Here is a 15,379-nt window from a genome sequence, read left to right as displayed (position 1 = left end):
GCCCCACGGGGCACTGACCTGAGATGTACCTCCGGCACCTGCAGGTCGGGCAGTTCCGCAGCTGGGAGTCCGCGGACCTGGCGCTGACTCCCGGCCCGACCGTGCTGGTCGGCCGCAACGGCCAGGGGAAGACCAACCTGGTCGAGGCGGTCGGCTACCTGGCCACGCTCGGCAGCCACCGGGTCTCCTCCGACGCACCGCTGGTGCGGCACGGTGCGACCCAGGCGGTGGTGCGGGCGGCGCTGCGCCGGGACGAGCGCGAACTGCTGGTCGAGGTGGAGATCAACCCCGGCCGGGCCAACCGGGTGCGGGTCAACCGGGCGCCCCTGCCCCGGCCGCGGGAGCTGCTCGGGCTGGTCCGGACGGTGCTGTTCGCCCCCGAGGACCTCGCCCTGGTCCGCGGGGACCCGGCCGAGCGCCGGCGCTTCCTCGACGACCTGCTGGTCAGCCGCACACCGCGACTGGCCGGGGTGCGCAGCGACTACGACCGGGTGCTCAAGCAGCGCAACGCCCTGCTGAAGACGGCGAAGCTCGCCCGGGGGAACGCGCTGGCCACCCTGGACGTCTGGGACGGCCACCTGACCGAGCTCGGCGGCCAGCTGCTGGCGGCCCGGCTGGCGCTCGTCGCCGACCTCGCCCCCTACGTGGCGGAGTCCTACGCCGGGGTGGCCGGCCCCGGCGCCGACCGGGCGGCGCTGGGCTACAGCAGCTCGGTGCCGCTGGCCGGTGACGGTGCCCCGGTCGACCCGGCGCGGGCGCTGCCCGGTGCCGAGGAGCTGGCCGCGGCGCTCCGCGAGCGAGTCGCCGAGCGGCGCAAGGACGAGGTCGACCGCGGGGTCACCCTGGTCGGGCCGCACCGCGACGACCTGGTGCTGCACCTGGGGCCGGCGCCGGCCAAGGGCTACGCCAGCCACGGTGAGTCGTGGTCGTTCGCCCTCGCGGTGAAGCTGGCCTGCTTCGCGCTGCTGCGCGCCGAGGGCGACGACCCGATCCTGGTGCTGGACGACGTCTTCGCCGAACTGGACTCCGGTCGCCGTGCCGCGCTGGCCGAGGTCGCCCGCAGCGCCGAGCAGACCCTGATCACCGCGGCCGTCGCCGAGGACGTCCCCGCGGTGCTGCTGGGCACCCGGGTGCAGGTCGCCGACGGGGAGGCGCGGATCCTCCCCGGTGAGCCCGCCGACGCGGGCGCGGCAGCGGAGGAGGCAGCGGTGGACCGTGGCTGAGGAACGTCCGGCACGACCCTCCGACATCGCCCGCGCGGCGCTCGAGGCGGCCCGGGCGGCGTCGGCCTCCCGCCCGCAGCCCACCCGCCGCCGGGTGGCCGGCCCGCGGCGCCGCTGGACCGGCCCCGGCCCGGGTGCCGACGACCCCCAGCCGCTGGGTTCCCTGGTCGACTCGCTGGTCACCCAGCAGGACTGGACCGCCCGCACCAAGGTCGGTGCGGTCTTCGGGCGCTGGGACACCCTGGTCGGACCGGAGATCGCCGCGCACTGCCGGCCGCAGTCGCTGAACGAGGGCGAGCTGCTGGTGGTGGCCGAGTCCACGGCCTGGGCCACCCAGCTGCGCCTGCTGGCGCCGAGCATCCTGGGCAAGCTGCGCACCGGGGTGGGCGGGGACGTCGTGACCAAGCTGCGCGTTGTCGGTCCGACGGCGCCGAGCTGGAAGAAGGGCCCGCGCACCGTCCGTGGCCGTGGGCCGCGCGACACCTACGGATGAGCCCTACACCGGATGAGCGAGAGACCGGATGAGCGACGAGACGACGAGGAGTCAGCGATGAGCAGCCCGCGCGACCGCGACCGGGACGGTTTCGACGACGGCGCCGGCGGCCAGTGGCAGGAGCCCGCGCACCTCGGTGACGACGCGCCCAGCGGCGGTGACCCCGGCCCGGGCGCTCCCCGCCCGGACCGCGACCGCCCCGACCAGCCCGCGGAGGACCGTTCCGGGTCCCAGGCCTGGCAGCCCCCGGGCTGGGACCTGCCGGCGGTGCAGCCCGACCGCCCGGCGGCGTCCAGCCCGCCGCCGTCCACCCCGCCGGCGCACGACCCATCGGCGCAGACACCGCCGCCTGCGCCCCGGGACGAGCCTGCCTGGCGGCCACCGGAGGCCGACCAGTGGCAGTCCGACGCGCCGCCGCCGGAGCAGGCCGAGCGCCCCCGGCGGGGGTTGGGCGGGCTGTTCGGCGGCGGGCGGGCCCGGTCGTCGGGCGACGCCGGCGCCGGGTACCGGGATGCGCAGCCCGACCCGGCTGCCGCGGAGGACCCCTACGGCACGGAGCTGTGGGCCCGGCAGTTCGGCTGGGTGCTCTCCGACGGCACCGCCCCGGAGGACGAGCCGCTCGGTGCCCTGGTGAGGTCGGCGCCGGTCCGCCCCGGCAAGGAGGACCAGGCGAGCCGGGTGGTGCGCGGCCGGGGCAACGGCCTGGACCTGGTCGCCTTCGACATCGTCTCCCCGGTCGGCCGCGGCTTCGTCAGCACCCATGCGATCACCGCCGCGCCGGTGCTGGGTGCGGTGCCCGCGTTCCGGCTCTCCCCGACCCGGATGTGGCGGCACGGCACCGGCGGCATGCTGCAGATCCCCAGCCCGGACCCCGAGTTCGACCGGCGCTGGGTGCTGCTCGCCGCCGAGGACGGCCCGCAGGTCCGCCGGATCGCCGAGGACCCCGTCGTCCGGCAGTCGCTGCTGGGCAGCGACGACGGCGACGAGGTCTGGTCCTCGGCCGGCTTCGTCGCCGCCATCCGGCCGGACGCCAACCGGCCGCAGCTGATCGAGCACCACGCCCGGTTGCTGGCCGCCGTGGTCGGCGCACTCGCCGCCGCGGCCTGACCGGCGCCCCACGATGACGACGGGCGGGTCGACGACGGAGGAGCCGACGCCGACCGCCGGGCTCCGCGAGCTGCTGCCCCTGCTGCGCCCGCACCGCCGGGCGCTGGGCGGGGCTGCGGTGCTCTCGCTCGTCTCGGCTGCGGCCGCGCTGGCCCAGCCGGCGCTGGTGGGGCAGGTGATCAGCGCGGTGGGCTCGGGCGGTGCGGTGCTGCCCGGGGTGGTCGCGCTGGTCGTCGTCCTGGTGGTGGCCGCGGTGCTCGGTGCCGGGCAGCAGTACCTGCTGCAGCGCACCGCCGAGGGCGTCGTCCTCAGCACCCGGCGGCTGCTGGTCGACCGGCTGCTCCGGCTGCCGATCGCCGAGTACGACCAGCGGCGCACCGGGGACCTGATGTCGCGCGTCGGCTCGGACACCACCCTGCTGCGGGCCGCCGTCACCAGTGGGGTGGTGGAGCTGGTCGGGTCGGTGGTGGTCGGCGTCGGGGCCCTGGTGGCGATGGCCCTGGTCGACGTCTGGCTGCTGCTGGTCACCGTGCTCGCGGTGAGCGTCGGGGTGACCACCGCGGTGGTGGCCTCCCGCCGCGTCCGGGTGCTGTCCCGGCAGGCGCAGGAGCAGGTGGGTGCGATGAGCGCTTCGGTGGAGCGGGCGCTGTCGGCGGTCCGCACGATCCGGGCCAGCGGTGCCACCGCCCGGGAGGTGGACACCGTGGGCACCAGCGCCGAGCGGGCCTTCGCCGCCGGCGTGCAGGTCGCCCGGCTGGAGGCGCTGGTCTCACCGGCCGGGTCGATCGCCGTCCAGGGTGCGTTCCTGGCGGTGCTGGGGCTGGGCGGCTACCGGGTGGCGACCGGCTCGATCGCCGTGGCCGACCTGGTCGCCTTCATCCTCTACCTGTTCCTGCTGGTCATGCCGCTGGGACAGCTGATCGGTTCCTACACCCAGCTGCAGGCCGGCCTCGGGGCGCTGGCCCGGGTGCAGGAGATCCTGGCCCTGGAGCCCGAGCACGACGAGCGGCCGGAGCGGCCGGCAGCCGGCCGGTCGCCGGCGGTGCTGCGCACCCCGACGGGCGGGGACCCCGTCCCGCTGCTCGAACTGGACGACGTGGGCTTCGGCTACCCGGACGGGACGGCGGTGCTGCACGGCGTCTCCTTCACCGTGCCGGCCGGCACCCGGGTCGCGCTGGTCGGGCCGTCGGGCGCCGGCAAGTCCACCGTGCTGGCCCTGGTGGAGGGCTTCTACCCGCTCTCGTCCGGCACGGTCCGATGGGGCGGCACCGACGTGCGCGAGCTGCCGCGCGCCACGCTGCGGGCCCGGATGGGCTACGTCGAGCAGGAGGCGCCGGTGCTGGCCGGCACGGTGCGGGAGAACCTGCTGCTGGCCGCGCCCCATGCCGGGGAGGAGCAGCTGTGGCAGGCGCTGGCCGACGTCGGCCTCACCGGCGTCGTGCAGCGCTCCGCGCGCGGGCTGGACGTCGCCGTCGGGGACGACGGGGTGCTGCTGTCCGGCGGGGAGCGCCAGCGGCTGGCGATCGCCCGGTCGCTGCTGGCCCGGCCGGCGCTGCTGTTGCTCGACGAGCCGACCGCCAGCCTCGACGCCCGCAACGAGGGCCTGCTGCGGGAGACCCTCGCCGCCGCAGCGGCCGACCGGGCCCTGCTGGTCGTGGCCCACCGGCTGTCCACGGTGGTCGACAGCGACCAGATCGTCGTCCTGGACGCCGGGCGGGTGGTCGCCGTCGGCACGCACGCGGAACTGGTCGACACCAACCCGCTCTACCGCGAGCTCGCCACCGCCCAGCTGCTCGTCTAGTTCGCGGTTCCACGTGGAACCGGCGGGCACCAGCCGCCGCAGGACGGCGTGTCGACCCGGGGGGCAACACTGGTGGTGGCGCATGAGTCGGGAGAGGCTCTCGCGCCACGTCAGGCCCCGGACGGGCGGTCTGGGGTGTACGCACCCGGTACTCTGGAGGGGACACACCCCCAGCAGCCCGCTGAGAGCCGTCCTGTGCGCCTCGACATCGTCGTCGACGTGGTGCCGCGGCCGCGAGGTTGCGCAAGAGAAGGGCCCCACGTGGTCGCTCAGCCGCAGACCGAGAACGCCTACTCCGGTAGCTCCATCACCGTCCTGGAGGGGCTGGACGCGGTCCGTAAGCGCCCCGGCATGTACATCGGCTCGACCGGTGAGCGGGGCCTGCACCACATGGTGTGGGAGGTGGTGGACAACGCCGTCGACGAGGCGCTGGCCGGGTACTGCGACACCGTCCGGGTGACCCTGCTCGCCGACGGTGGCGTCAAGGTCGAGGACAACGGCCGTGGCATCCCGGTCGACATGCACCCGGTGGAGAAGCGGCCCACGGTCGAGGTCGTCATGACCATCCTGCATGCGGGCGGCAAGTTCGACGGGAAGAGCTACGGCGTCTCCGGTGGCCTGCACGGCGTCGGCGTGACCGTGGTGAATGCGCTGTCCCACGCGCTCGACGTGCGCATCTGGCGCAACGGGACCGAGTGGACCCAGCACTACGACGTGGCCAAGCCCGGCGCGCTGACCGAGGTGGGCCCGACCGACAAGCGCGGCACGGCCATCACCTTCTGGGCCGACCCGTCGATCTTCGAGACGACGGTCTACTCCTTCGACACGATCAACCGTCGGCTCCAGGAGATGGCCTTCCTCAACAAGGGCCTGACCATGGTGCTGCGCGACGAGCGCCCCGGGCACAGCAAGGCCGAGACCGGTGCCGGCGACGAGGCGTCGCTGGCCGAGGCCGCGCCGACGGTCGGTGCGGAGGACGCCGCCTTCGAGCCCACCGAGGTCACCTACCGCTACGACGGCGGCCTGATCGACTACGTGACCTACATCAACCGCCGCAAGACCGCGATCCACCGTTCGGTCATCGGCTTCTCCGCCGACGGCGTGGGCAAGAACGACACCGCGATGTCGGTCGACGTCGCCATGCAGTGGTCCGACGCCTACTCCGAGTCGGTGCACACCTTCGCGAACATCATCAACACCCACGAGGGCGGCACCCACGAGGAGGGCTTCCGCGCGGCGCTGACCTCGATCGTGAACAAGTACGCGGTCGAGAAGAAGCTGCTCAAGGAGAAGGACGACAAGCTCACCGGTGACGACATCCGGGAGGGCCTGGCCGCGATCGTCTCGGTGAAGCTCGGCGACCCGCAGTTCGAGGGGCAGACGAAGACCAAGCTCGGCAACACCGAGGTCAAGGGCTTCGTGCAGAAGGTCTGCAACGACCAGATCGGGCACTGGTTCGAGGCCAATCCGGCCGAGGCCAAGACGATCATCACGAAGGCCACGTCGGCGGCCCGCGCCCGCCGCGCCGCGCAGGACGCCCGCAAGCTCGCCCGCAAGAGCCTGCTCACCGTCAGCGGCCTGCCGGGCAAGCTGGCGGACTGCCGCTCGACCGACCCGCGGAACTCCGAGGTCTACATCGTCGAGGGCGACTCGGCCGGTGGCTCGGCGAAGTCCGGCCGCGACTCGATGTACCAGGCGATCCTGCCGATCCGCGGCAAGATCATCAACGTCGAGAAGGCGCGCATCGACCGGGTCCTCAAGAACACCGAGGTCCAGTCGATGATCACCGCCTTCGGCACCGGGATCCACGACGAGTTCGACCTGGCGAAGCTGCGCTATCACAAGATCATCTTGATGGCCGACGCCGACGTCGACGGCCAGCACATCACCACGCTGCTGCTGACCCTGCTGTTCCGCTTCATGCGGCCGCTGGTCGAGGCCGGCCACGTCTACCTGGCGCAGCCGCCGCTGTACAAGATCAAGTGGGGCAACAAGCACCCCGACGACTACGTCTACACCGATCGCGAGCGGGACGAGCTGCTCAAGAGCCGCGCTGCCGAGGGCCGCAAGCTCCCCAAGGACGACGCGATCCAGCGGTTCAAGGGCCTCGGTGAGATGGACGCCAAGGAGCTGTGGGAGACCACGATGAACCCGGAGAGCCGGATCCTGCGCCAGGTGACCCTCGATGACGCCGCCGCCGCGGACGAGCTGTTCAGCGTGCTGATGGGCGAGGACGTCGTCGCCCGCCGGAGCTTCATCACCCGCAACGCCAAGGACGTCCGCTTCCTCGACGTCTGAGGAAGGACCCCCTCGCCCCCCACGCCTCGCTCCGCTCGGCGTGGGCCCCTGCGAGGGAGCCGAGGGGCAAGGCCCGAGGCGCCTGTAGTGCGCATTCATCCACCGCTGTGTATCGACTTGTGGAGAACCAGACGTGACAGAGACACCCAGCCGCGACCGCGTCGAGCCGGTCGACCTCCAGCAGGAGATGCAGCGCAGCTACATCGACTACGCGATGTCGGTCATCGTCGGCCGCGCACTGCCCGACGTGCGGGACGGCCTCAAGCCGGTGCACCGCCGCGTGCTCTACGCGATGTTCGACCAGGGCTTCCGGCCCGACCGGGCGACCGTCAAGTGCGCCCGCGTCGTCGGCGAGGTGATGGGCAACTACCACCCGCACGGTGACTCGTCGATCTACGACGCCCTCGTGCGGCTGGCCCAGCCCTGGTCGATGCGCTACCCGCTGATCGACGGCCAGGGGAACTTCGGCTCGCCGGGCAACGACCCGGCCGCTGCCATGCGGTACACCGAGGCCCGGCTCACCCCGCTGGCCATGGAGATGCTCCGGGACATCGACGAGGACACCGTCGACTTCCAGCCCAACTACGACGGCAAGAACCTGGAACCCCTGGTGCTGCCGGGTCGCATCCCCAACCTGCTGGTCAACGGCTCGGCCGGCATCGCCGTCGGCATGGCGACCAACATGCCGCCGCACAACCTGCGTGAGGTCGCCGCCGCCGTCTTCTGGATGCTCGAGCACCCCGACGCCGAGGCGGAAGAGGCGCTCACCGCGTGCATGGAGCGGGTCAAGGGCCCGGACTTCCCCACACACGGGCTGATCGTCGGCCGCGAGGGCATCGAGGACGCCTACCGGACCGGCCGCGGCTCGGTGCGGATGCGCGCCGTCGTCACCGTCGAGGAGGACAGCCGGGGCCGGGTGCAGCTCGTCGTCACCGAGCTGCCCTACCAGGTGAACCCGGACAACCTCGCCGAGTCGATCGCCGAGGGCGTCCGCGACGCCCGGCTGCAGGGGATCTCCGAGATCGCCGACGAGTCCAGCGACCGGGTCGGCCGCCGCCTGGTGATCACGCTGCGCCGGGACGCCGTCGCGAAGGTCGTGCTGAACAACCTCTACAAGCACACCCAGCTGCAGACCACCTTCGGCTGCAACATGCTCTCCATCGTCGACGGCGTGCCCCGCACCCTGCGGCTGGACGAGCTCATCCGGCTCTGGGTGACCCACCAGATCGAGGTCATCGTCCGGCGCACGCGCTACCGGCTGCGCAAGGCCGAGGAGCGGGCGCACATCCTGCGCGGCTACGCCAAGGCGCTGGACCACCTGGACGACGTCATCGCCCTCATCCGCCGCAGCGAGTCGGCCGAGGCCGCCCGCAGCGGGCTGATGGAGCTGCTGGACGTCGACGAGATCCAGGCCGTCGCGATCCTGGACCTGCAGCTGCGCCGGCTCGCCGCCCTGGAGCGGCAGCGGATCCTGGACGAGCTGGCCGAGATCGAGGCCAGGATCGCCGAACTGCAGGCGATCCTGGACTCCCCCGAGCGGCAGCGGCAGATCGTCCACGACGAGCTGGCCGAGATCGTCGAGAAGTACGGCGACGACCGGCGCACCCAGTTCGTGGCCAACGACGGTGACGTCTCGATGGAGGACCTGATCGCGGAGGAGCAGGTGGTCGTCACGATCACCCGCACCGGCTACGCCAAGCGCACCAAGGCCGACCTCTACCGCTCGCAGCGGCGCGGCGGCAAGGGCGTCATGGGCGCCCAGCTCAAGCAGGACGACCTCGTCCAACAGTTCTTCGTGGGGTCGACCCACGACTGGATCCTGTTCTTCACGAACAAGGGCCGGGTCTACCGGGCCAAGGCCTACGAGCTGCCCGAGGCGGCCCGGACCGCCCGCGGCGCGCACGTGGCCAACATCCTGGCCTTCCAGCCGGACGAGAAGATCGCCCAGGTCATCCAGATCAAGGACTACACGGTCGCGCCGTACCTGGTGCTGGCCACGGCCCGCGGTCAGGTGAAGAAGACCCGGCTCACCGACTTCGACTCCCCTCGCTCCGGCGGTGTCATCGCGATCAACCTGCGCGACAACGACGAGCTGGTCGGGGCCGCGCTGATCAGCCCGGACCAGAACCTGCTCCTGGTCACCCGCAAGGCGATGTCGATCTGCTTCAAGGCCAACGACGAGCAGCTGCGCCCCATGGGCCGGGCCACCGAGGGCGTGCGCGGCATCTCGCTGGCCCCGGACGACACGCTGCTGTCGATGATCGTGGTCCAGGAGGGCGTCGACGTCCTGGTGGCCACCGAGGGCGGCTACGCCAAGCGCACCGGGATCGAGCACTACCCGGAGCAGGGCCGAGGCGGCAAGGGCGTGCTCACCGCCGACCCCAAGGCCCGCAAGGGTGCGCTGGTGGGTGCCCTGGCCGTGGTGCTCGGCGACGAGCTGTACGCCATCACCTCCGGCGGCGGGGTCATCCGCACGCCGGTGAACGGCGTCCGGCACACCCGAGACCGGGCCACCATGGGTGTCAAGCTCATGAACTTGCCGGAGGACGTCTCCATCGTGGCCATCGCGCGTACGACGGACAACGACGAGCCCGACGCCTAGGGTGGGCGCGGATGCCGAACCGGTGTCGCGGACGACGACGTCCGCGATCCGGGCCGGCGACGACGACCGCAGTGACCGGCCCACCGCCCTCTGCACCATGGCGGACCCGGTGGGTGCACCGACGCGGCACGGGCCGCAGGGCGACAGGAGACTGGGATGAGCGACCGGGCACGCAGTTCGGTGCGTACCGACTCCCGTGAGGGGGACGGCGCCGCCGACGCGGCACCGGACGGCGCCACCCCGGTCGCCGACCGGTCCGGGCCGGCCGGCTCGGGCACCACGCCCTCGGCGAAGGACGGGGACCAGCCGCCGTCCGGCTCGCCGGCCGGGCCGGCAGCCGCTGAGCCGGCCACGGCCGCTCCGGCCAAGGCGGCCCCCGCGAAGGCCGCCCCGGCGAAGGCCGCGGACGGTGGACCGGCCGAGGGTGCCGGTGCGTCCCCGGCCCGTGCGGTCGGCAAGGTCGCGGCGGGCAGGGCCCCTGCGCCTGGCGCGCAGCCGGCGGGCGGGCCGGCCCAGCCCCAGGCACCCGGGCGGGACGGTGGGCCCGCGACCAGCACGTCGGCCGCGCCGGGGAACCGGCCGGCGAGCGCTGCCCGGGCGAACGCCCCCCGGAGCGGGGTGCCGGCAGCGGGCTCGGCCCCGGTCGACTCGACCCAGGCGGTCGGCCTGCCCCCGGCCGCGGCACGGCCGATCGACCCCGCGGCCCGGCCCGACCCGGCGCGGGCGGCGGGCCGGCCGGCCGGTCAGGGCGCCGGTCGGCCCTCGGCCGGGAAGGGACGCAGCACGGTCAACCGCGGCCCGCGCCGGGCTCGGCTGCAGCTGCGCCACATCGACACGTGGTCCGCGCTGAAGATCTCGCTGGTGCTCTCCATCGCGCTGTTCTTCGTGTGGATGGTGGCCGTCGGCATCCTCTACGGGGTGCTCGGCAGCCTGGGCGTCTTCGACACGGTCAACGACCTGATCGGGCAGCTCGCCACCACCGCCGAGACCACCGACGGGGGCGGTGAGGTGATCACCGCCAGCGTCGTCTTCGGCGGTGCGGCGGTGATCGGCGCGATCAACATCGTGCTGCTGACCGCGTTGTGCACCGTGGGCACGTTCGTCTACAACCTCTGCTCCGACCTGGTCGGCGGCCTCGAGGTCACCCTCGCCGAGCGGGACTGAGCCGGCCACCTTCACCCGGGCCCCGTCCCCGAGGCCCCCCACGTCGGGGGGCCTCGAGGGGGCAGGTAAGCTGTTCACCGGTCCACGGGCCTGTAGCTCAGACGGTTAGAGCGCATCCCTGATAAGGATGAGGCCGGAGGTTCAAGTCCTCCCAGGCCCACCCGTGCACCGACGGCGGGCGACGGAGATCTCCACGGGGATCACGGTCGCCCGCCGCTGGGTCCCGGCAGCGGTCACCCGCACCGCGGTGGTCGACACCGTTCGAGGAGGTCCCGCGTGCTGAAGAAGCTGGCGATGGCAGCGCTTGCGGCCACTGCCCTGGCGGCCGTGCGCAGGCGCAGCAGCGGCAAGGGCGAGGCCGACCTGTGGGCCGAGGCCACCCGGGGCCCGGGCTCGGTGAGCACGCCCCGCACCTCCTGATCCCGCGGCTGCGGGCGAACGAACACCGCAGCTCACCCGGGGACCGTGATTCGATTGCCCTCCGGGGACGTAGCTCAATTGGCAGAGCACCGCCTTTGCAAGGCGGGGGTTAGGGGTTCGATTCCCCTCGTCTCCACTCCAGCCCGCACGGGCCGTCGCCGGGCGACCGGCCACAGCCCGGTCGCACCGGTCACCCAGCAGCCGCACGGGACGCAGTGGGAGAGTGGTGGTCGTGACTGAACAGACCTCCGCCGCACGGCGCGCCGTCCTGCACACCAACCACGGCGACATCACCGTCGACCTGTTCCCCGACCACGCCCCCAAGACGGTCGCGAACTTCTCCGAGCTCGCCGAGGGCAGCCGCGAGTGGGTCGACCCGCGCACCCGCGAGAAGACCACCGACAAGCTCTACGACGGCACGGTGTTCCACCGGGTCATCCCGGGCTTCATGATCCAGGGCGGCGACCCACTCGGTCAGGGCACCGGTGGCCCCGGCTACCGCTTCGGTGACGAGTTCCACCCCGACCTGTCGTTCAACCGCCCCTACCTGCTGGCCATGGCCAACGCGGGCCCGGGCACGAACGGCTCCCAGTTCTTCATCACCGTCACCAGCACGCCGCACCTGAACAACAAGCACACGATCTTCGGTGAGGTGGCCGACGACGCCAGCCGCCAGGTCGTCGACGCGATCGCCGCCACCCCGACCGCCCGCGGTGACCGCCCGGTCGAGGACGTCGTGATCAACTCCGTCGAGGTGCAGCGCAGCTGAGCACCCCTGAGGGCAGCGGGGGTGCCGGCGCGGAGAACCCGCCGCCGGCGCCCCTGGCCACCTGTTACCGGCACCCGGACCGGCCGACCGGGGTCCGCTGCACCCGCTGCGGCCGGCCGATCTGCCCGGAGTGCATGAACCCGGCTGCGGTCGGCTTCCAGTGCCCGGATGACGTCCGGGCCGGGAACGCCACCGTCCGCCGTCCCCGGCGCACCACCGGGCTGCGCAGCGCAGCCCGGCGCTGGGGGCCGGTCACCCTCTCCCTCATCGCGCTGAACCTGCTGGTCGCCCTGGCGACCGCTGCCTCGGCGATCAGCGTCGGCGTCAACCCGCTGCGCAGCTTCCGGTCACCGCTGCAGGACGACTTCGCGATCGTCCCGTACCTGGTCGACGTCGGTGAGTGGTGGCGGGTGGTCACGAGCGCCTTCACCCACGTCGGGCCGGTGCACCTGGCGCTGAACATGCTCGCCCTGCTGCTGTTCGGCTCCGAGCTCGAACGGATGCTGGGCCGGGGCCGCTTCCTGACCGTCTACCTGGTCTCCGCGCTGGGCGGCGTGGCCGCCCTGCAGCTGTTCGGCGACTACCTCGGTGCGGTGGTCGGCGCATCGGCGGCGATCTACGGCCTGCTCGGGGCCTTCGGCGTGGTCCTGCTGAAGCAGAAGCAGGACCTCCGCGGCCTCCTCACCCTGTTGGTCATCAACCTGGCGATCAGCTTCCTGCCCGGGGTCTCCCTGCTCGGGCACCTCGGCGGTCTGGTGGTGGGCGTGCTGGCGGCCGGTGTCCTCGTCCTGGCCCGCGGCCGCCGGCCGGTCGCCGTCGGCGGGATCGCCGCCCTCGTGGTGCTGCTGCTGGTCCTGGTCGTCGGCGGCTGGCGCTAGCCAGCTCCCGCACCGGCCTCGTGCAGCGCCCGGGCGACCGTGGCCGGGTCCTCACCCAGCTCCCGGCGGCCCAGCACGACCAGGACGGCGTCGTCCGTGCCGTCTTCGAGCTCCAACGTCTGCGTCCGCAGCCCCCACCGTCGCGAGGTCCGCACCCGGGCCCGCAGGGCCGGCCAGGCGATCGTCGTGCCGCCGCTGAGCGTCCGCACCGTCACACCTCGGGCATCGGTCCGCACTCGGGGACGGAGCACGAGGTCGCGGGCGGCCAGGCCGAGCAGCAGCACGGCGCCGCCACCGACGAGGACCCGACCCACCGGGTCGACCAGCAGGGTGGCCAGCGCCAGGGCCACGCCGGTGACCGCCATCGTCACGGCCTCGCCGATCCGGGGCGCCCAGTGCACGGGGCCAGCTTGTCAGCAACCGGCCGCGGACCCGTACCCGCCGCCTAGGATCACCCGCACCGGACGTCTGAGACGTCACCCTGTGTTGAGGAGTGGTCCATGCGCGATGCCGTCATCTGTGCCGCCGTCCGCACGCCGGTGGGGAAGCGGGGTGGCGGACTGTCCGGCGTACACGCCGCCGACCTCTCCGCCACCGTCCTGCAGGCCCTGGTGGAGCGCACCGGGCTGGACCCCGCCGCCGTCGACGACGTGTTCTGGGGGTGTGTGAGCCAGGTCGGTGAGCAGACCAGCAACATCGGCCGGGTGGCGGCGCTGGCGGCCGGCTGGCCGGAGTCGGTACCCGGCACCACCATCGACCGGCAGTGCGGCTCCTCCCAGCAGGCGGTCGCCTTCGCCGCCGCGACGGTCGTCAGCGGGCAGGCGGACGTCGTGGTCGCCGGTGGGGTCGAGTCGATGAGCCGGGTGCCGATGGGCTCCTCGGCCGGTGACGGGTCGGCCGGCCGGCCGCTGGGGCCGCGGTACCTGGCCCGCTACGGCGGTGTCGCGCCCAACCAGGGGGTCGGCGCCGAGATGATCGCGGCGCGGTGGGGCCTGTCCCGGGCCGAGCTGGACGAGTTCGCCCTGCGGTCGCACGAGCGGGCCGCCAAGGCACGGGCCGACGGGGCCTTCGACGAGCAGCTCGTCCCGGTCACCACCCCTGAGGGCGCCGTGGTGTCCGCCGACGAGGGGATCCGCACCGGCGGCACCCTCGAGGCGCTGGGGGCGCTCACGACCCCCTTCCAGGCCGACGGCGTGATCAGCGCGGGGAACGCCAGCCAGATCTCCGACGGGTCGGCGGCGCTGCTGGTCACCACCTCCGAACGGGCACGCGAGCTCGGGCTGACCCCGCTGGTCCGGGTGCACACGACGGTCGTGGCCGGCGACGACCCGGTGATCATGCTGACCGCACCGATCCCGGCCACCCGCAAGGTCCTGGACCGCTCCGGGCTCGCGCTGGCCGACATCGGGGTCTTCGAGGTGAACGAGGCGTTCGCCCCGGTGCCGCTCGCCTGGTGCCGGGAGATCGGCATCGGGGCCGACGTGGTCAACCCCCTGGGCGGTGCGATCGCGCTCGGGCACCCACTGGGCGCCTCGGGGGCACGGATCATGACCACGTTGGTGCACCACATGCAGGCCAGCGGGACCCGGTACGGGCTGCAGACGATGTGCGAGGGCGGCGGCATGGCCAACGCCACGATCCTGGAGCTCCTCGACCACTGAGACCACCGACCGGCCCGCCGTGCTCCGTCCACAGCCCCCGTCCCCACGGCCGGGGGTTGTGCCGTTCCCGGCGACCGTCGACGGGCGCGGGGATGTCGACAACTCTCCCGGACACGCGCGGGAACGGCCCGTCACGCTGGCGGTTTGCGGATACCGGCGACGGGTAGTAGGGGTCTGGATCGCCTCGGTCGAGCGCCGTGCGCGAGCGGGTTTCCCACAGCTGTGTACACAGCTGGGGACGGAGTTCCACGGGTGTAGTTACCCCTGTGCCGTTTCCGTCCCAGCAGTCACACACCCGGCATATCCGCAGGTCAACACGGGATGCCGCCGCCTCGACAACCCACAGATCGTGGACAAACCCGTGGACGGCCGAACTGGTCACCTGTGGATGGCGACCGGCGCTGTGCACAGACGATCTTCCGGCGGGCCGCTGACCTGCAGGTTGACCGTTTGTCGACCCTGCGAGCCGGTCACTGGCTGCTGTGCATCGGTGACCGTTCGGAGTACCGACGCCCCAGGGACGACGAAGGCCCCCGTCCCCAGGAGGGGACGAGGGCCTGTCGGTCCGGCCGTGCGGGGGTGTGTCAGCGCCAGCGCATCGACATGATCAGACCGGCGACCATGGCGCCGAACCCGATGGCGAAGTTCCACGGGCCCAACGTCACCATGAGCGGGATCCGGTCACCCGCCACGTAGTAGACGACGATCCACAGCAGGCCCAGCAGCATCAGCCCGACCATCACCGGGGCGTACCACCGCGGGCTGGGCTTCGCGGCCTGTGCCCGGGCCGCGCTCGAGGGCAGCACGCCCTCCGGCGGCGTGTAGACCGACTTCTTGCGCACCTTCGACTTCGGCACCTGGCGGACTCCCTCCCGGGCCGGTGGCCTGACGCCCCGGCGTGAACGGTCACCAGCCTAAGCTGAGAGGCCAGCAGTCCCGCCCCGTCACGCGGCGACGTCACCC

General features: G+C 73.1%; 13 protein-coding genes and 2 tRNA genes. 13 read left to right on the top strand and 2 right to left on the bottom strand.

Annotation, left to right across the window (positions count from 1 at the left end; genetic code table 11):
- Positions 1 to 23 precede the first annotated feature (23 nt).
- The 12 genes from recF (at position 24) to O2W16_RS04815 (ending at position 12,755) form a co-directional block, all read left to right on the top strand.
- A complete protein-coding gene (gene recF, locus O2W16_RS04870) occupies positions 24 to 1,223 on the top strand; it encodes a DNA replication/repair protein RecF (RefSeq protein ID WP_269157682.1) in 1,200 nt (399 codons plus the stop codon).
- Positions 1,216 to 1,716 (top strand): DUF721 domain-containing protein, encoded by a 501-nt coding sequence (locus O2W16_RS04865; RefSeq protein ID WP_269157681.1) that lies wholly within the window; start codon positions 1,216 to 1,218, stop codon positions 1,714 to 1,716. The genes recF and O2W16_RS04865 overlap by 8 nt, the downstream gene beginning before the upstream one ends.
- 57 nt (positions 1,717 to 1,773) lie before the next feature.
- On the top strand, positions 1,774 to 2,823 hold the full coding sequence (locus tag O2W16_RS04860; protein WP_269157680.1) for a hypothetical protein: 1,050 nt from the start codon (positions 1,774 to 1,776) through the stop codon (positions 2,821 to 2,823).
- Between the two features lie 13 nt (positions 2,824 to 2,836).
- Positions 2,837 to 4,624, top strand: coding sequence for an ABC transporter ATP-binding protein (locus O2W16_RS04855; RefSeq protein WP_269157679.1), 1,788 nt, complete (start codon positions 2,837 to 2,839; stop codon positions 4,622 to 4,624).
- Positions 4,625 to 4,885: 261 nt separating this feature from the next.
- Entirely contained in the window at positions 4,886 to 6,922 is a 2,037-nt protein-coding gene (gene gyrB / locus O2W16_RS04850; protein WP_269157678.1) for a DNA topoisomerase (ATP-hydrolyzing) subunit B, read from the top strand.
- A 133-nt stretch (positions 6,923 to 7,055) separates the two neighbouring features.
- On the top strand, positions 7,056 to 9,524 hold the full coding sequence (gene gyrA / locus O2W16_RS04845; protein ID WP_269157677.1) for a DNA gyrase subunit A: 2,469 nt from the start codon (positions 7,056 to 7,058) through the stop codon (positions 9,522 to 9,524).
- Positions 9,525 to 9,680: 156 nt separating this feature from the next.
- On the top strand, positions 9,681 to 10,688 hold the full coding sequence (locus O2W16_RS04840; RefSeq protein WP_269157676.1) for a DUF3566 domain-containing protein: 1,008 nt from the start codon (positions 9,681 to 9,683) through the stop codon (positions 10,686 to 10,688).
- Positions 10,689 to 10,774: 86 nt separating this feature from the next.
- Positions 10,775 to 10,848 (top strand) — tRNA-Ile (locus O2W16_RS04835).
- 116 nt (positions 10,849 to 10,964) lie between these two features.
- On the top strand, positions 10,965 to 11,108 hold the full coding sequence (locus tag O2W16_RS04830; RefSeq protein WP_269157675.1) for a DLW-39 family protein: 144 nt from the start codon (positions 10,965 to 10,967) through the stop codon (positions 11,106 to 11,108).
- A 63-nt stretch (positions 11,109 to 11,171) separates the two neighbouring features.
- A tRNA-Ala gene (locus O2W16_RS04825) sits at positions 11,172 to 11,244 on the top strand.
- A gap of 96 nt (positions 11,245 to 11,340) precedes the next feature.
- On the top strand, positions 11,341 to 11,877 hold the full coding sequence (locus tag O2W16_RS04820) for a peptidylprolyl isomerase (RefSeq protein WP_269157674.1): 537 nt from the start codon (positions 11,341 to 11,343) through the stop codon (positions 11,875 to 11,877).
- A 134-nt stretch (positions 11,878 to 12,011) separates the two neighbouring features.
- Entirely contained in the window at positions 12,012 to 12,755 is a 744-nt protein-coding gene (locus O2W16_RS04815) for a rhomboid family intramembrane serine protease (protein WP_269157673.1), read from the top strand.
- On the opposite strand, the gene O2W16_RS04810 is transcribed toward O2W16_RS04815, so the two are convergent.
- Positions 12,752 to 13,156 (bottom strand): PH domain-containing protein, encoded by a 405-nt coding sequence (locus O2W16_RS04810; protein ID WP_269157672.1) that lies wholly within the window; start codon positions 13,154 to 13,156, stop codon positions 12,752 to 12,754. The two genes, O2W16_RS04815 and O2W16_RS04810, sit on opposite strands and share 4 nt — an antisense overlap.
- Before the next feature lie 99 nt (positions 13,157 to 13,255).
- Here O2W16_RS04810 and O2W16_RS04805 point away from each other — a divergent pair, with 99 nt between their 5' ends.
- Positions 13,256 to 14,416 carry a thiolase family protein gene (locus O2W16_RS04805; RefSeq protein WP_269157671.1) on the top strand — a complete coding sequence of 387 codons (1,161 nt, stop codon included), beginning with the start codon at positions 13,256 to 13,258 and terminating at the stop codon, positions 14,414 to 14,416.
- A gap of 584 nt (positions 14,417 to 15,000) precedes the next feature.
- Here the strand turns inward: O2W16_RS04805 and crgA are convergent.
- Entirely contained in the window at positions 15,001 to 15,273 is a 273-nt protein-coding gene (gene crgA / locus O2W16_RS04800) for a cell division protein CrgA (protein ID WP_269157670.1), read from the bottom strand.
- Between the last annotated feature and the right edge of the window lie 106 nt (positions 15,274 to 15,379).

Origin of the sequence: Modestobacter sp. VKM Ac-2984, assembly GCF_026967985.1 — a bacterium.
Classification (GTDB): Bacteria; Actinomycetota; Actinomycetes; order Mycobacteriales; family Geodermatophilaceae; genus Modestobacter.
Note: the sequence above shows the minus strand (reverse complement) of the source record. Positions and strands in the feature narration are given on the sequence as shown.

Bases quoted from the DNA above. Each gene is read 5' to 3' on its own strand.
- O2W16_RS04855 (WP_269157679.1), top strand. From the start codon at position 2,837: ATGACGACGGGCGGGTCGACGACGGAGGAGCCGACGCCGACCGCCGGG.
- O2W16_RS04840 (WP_269157676.1), top strand. From the start codon at position 9,681: ATGAGCGACCGGGCACGCAGTTCGGTGCGTACCGACTCCCGTGAGGGG.
- recF (WP_269157682.1), top strand. From the start codon at position 24: ATGTACCTCCGGCACCTGCAGGTCGGGCAGTTCCGCAGCTGGGAGTCC.
- O2W16_RS04805 (WP_269157671.1), top strand. From the start codon at position 13,256: ATGCGCGATGCCGTCATCTGTGCCGCCGTCCGCACGCCGGTGGGGAAG.
- O2W16_RS04815 (WP_269157673.1), top strand. From the start codon at position 12,012: ATGAACCCGGCTGCGGTCGGCTTCCAGTGCCCGGATGACGTCCGGGCC.
- O2W16_RS04860 (WP_269157680.1), top strand. From the start codon at position 1,774: ATGAGCAGCCCGCGCGACCGCGACCGGGACGGTTTCGACGACGGCGCC.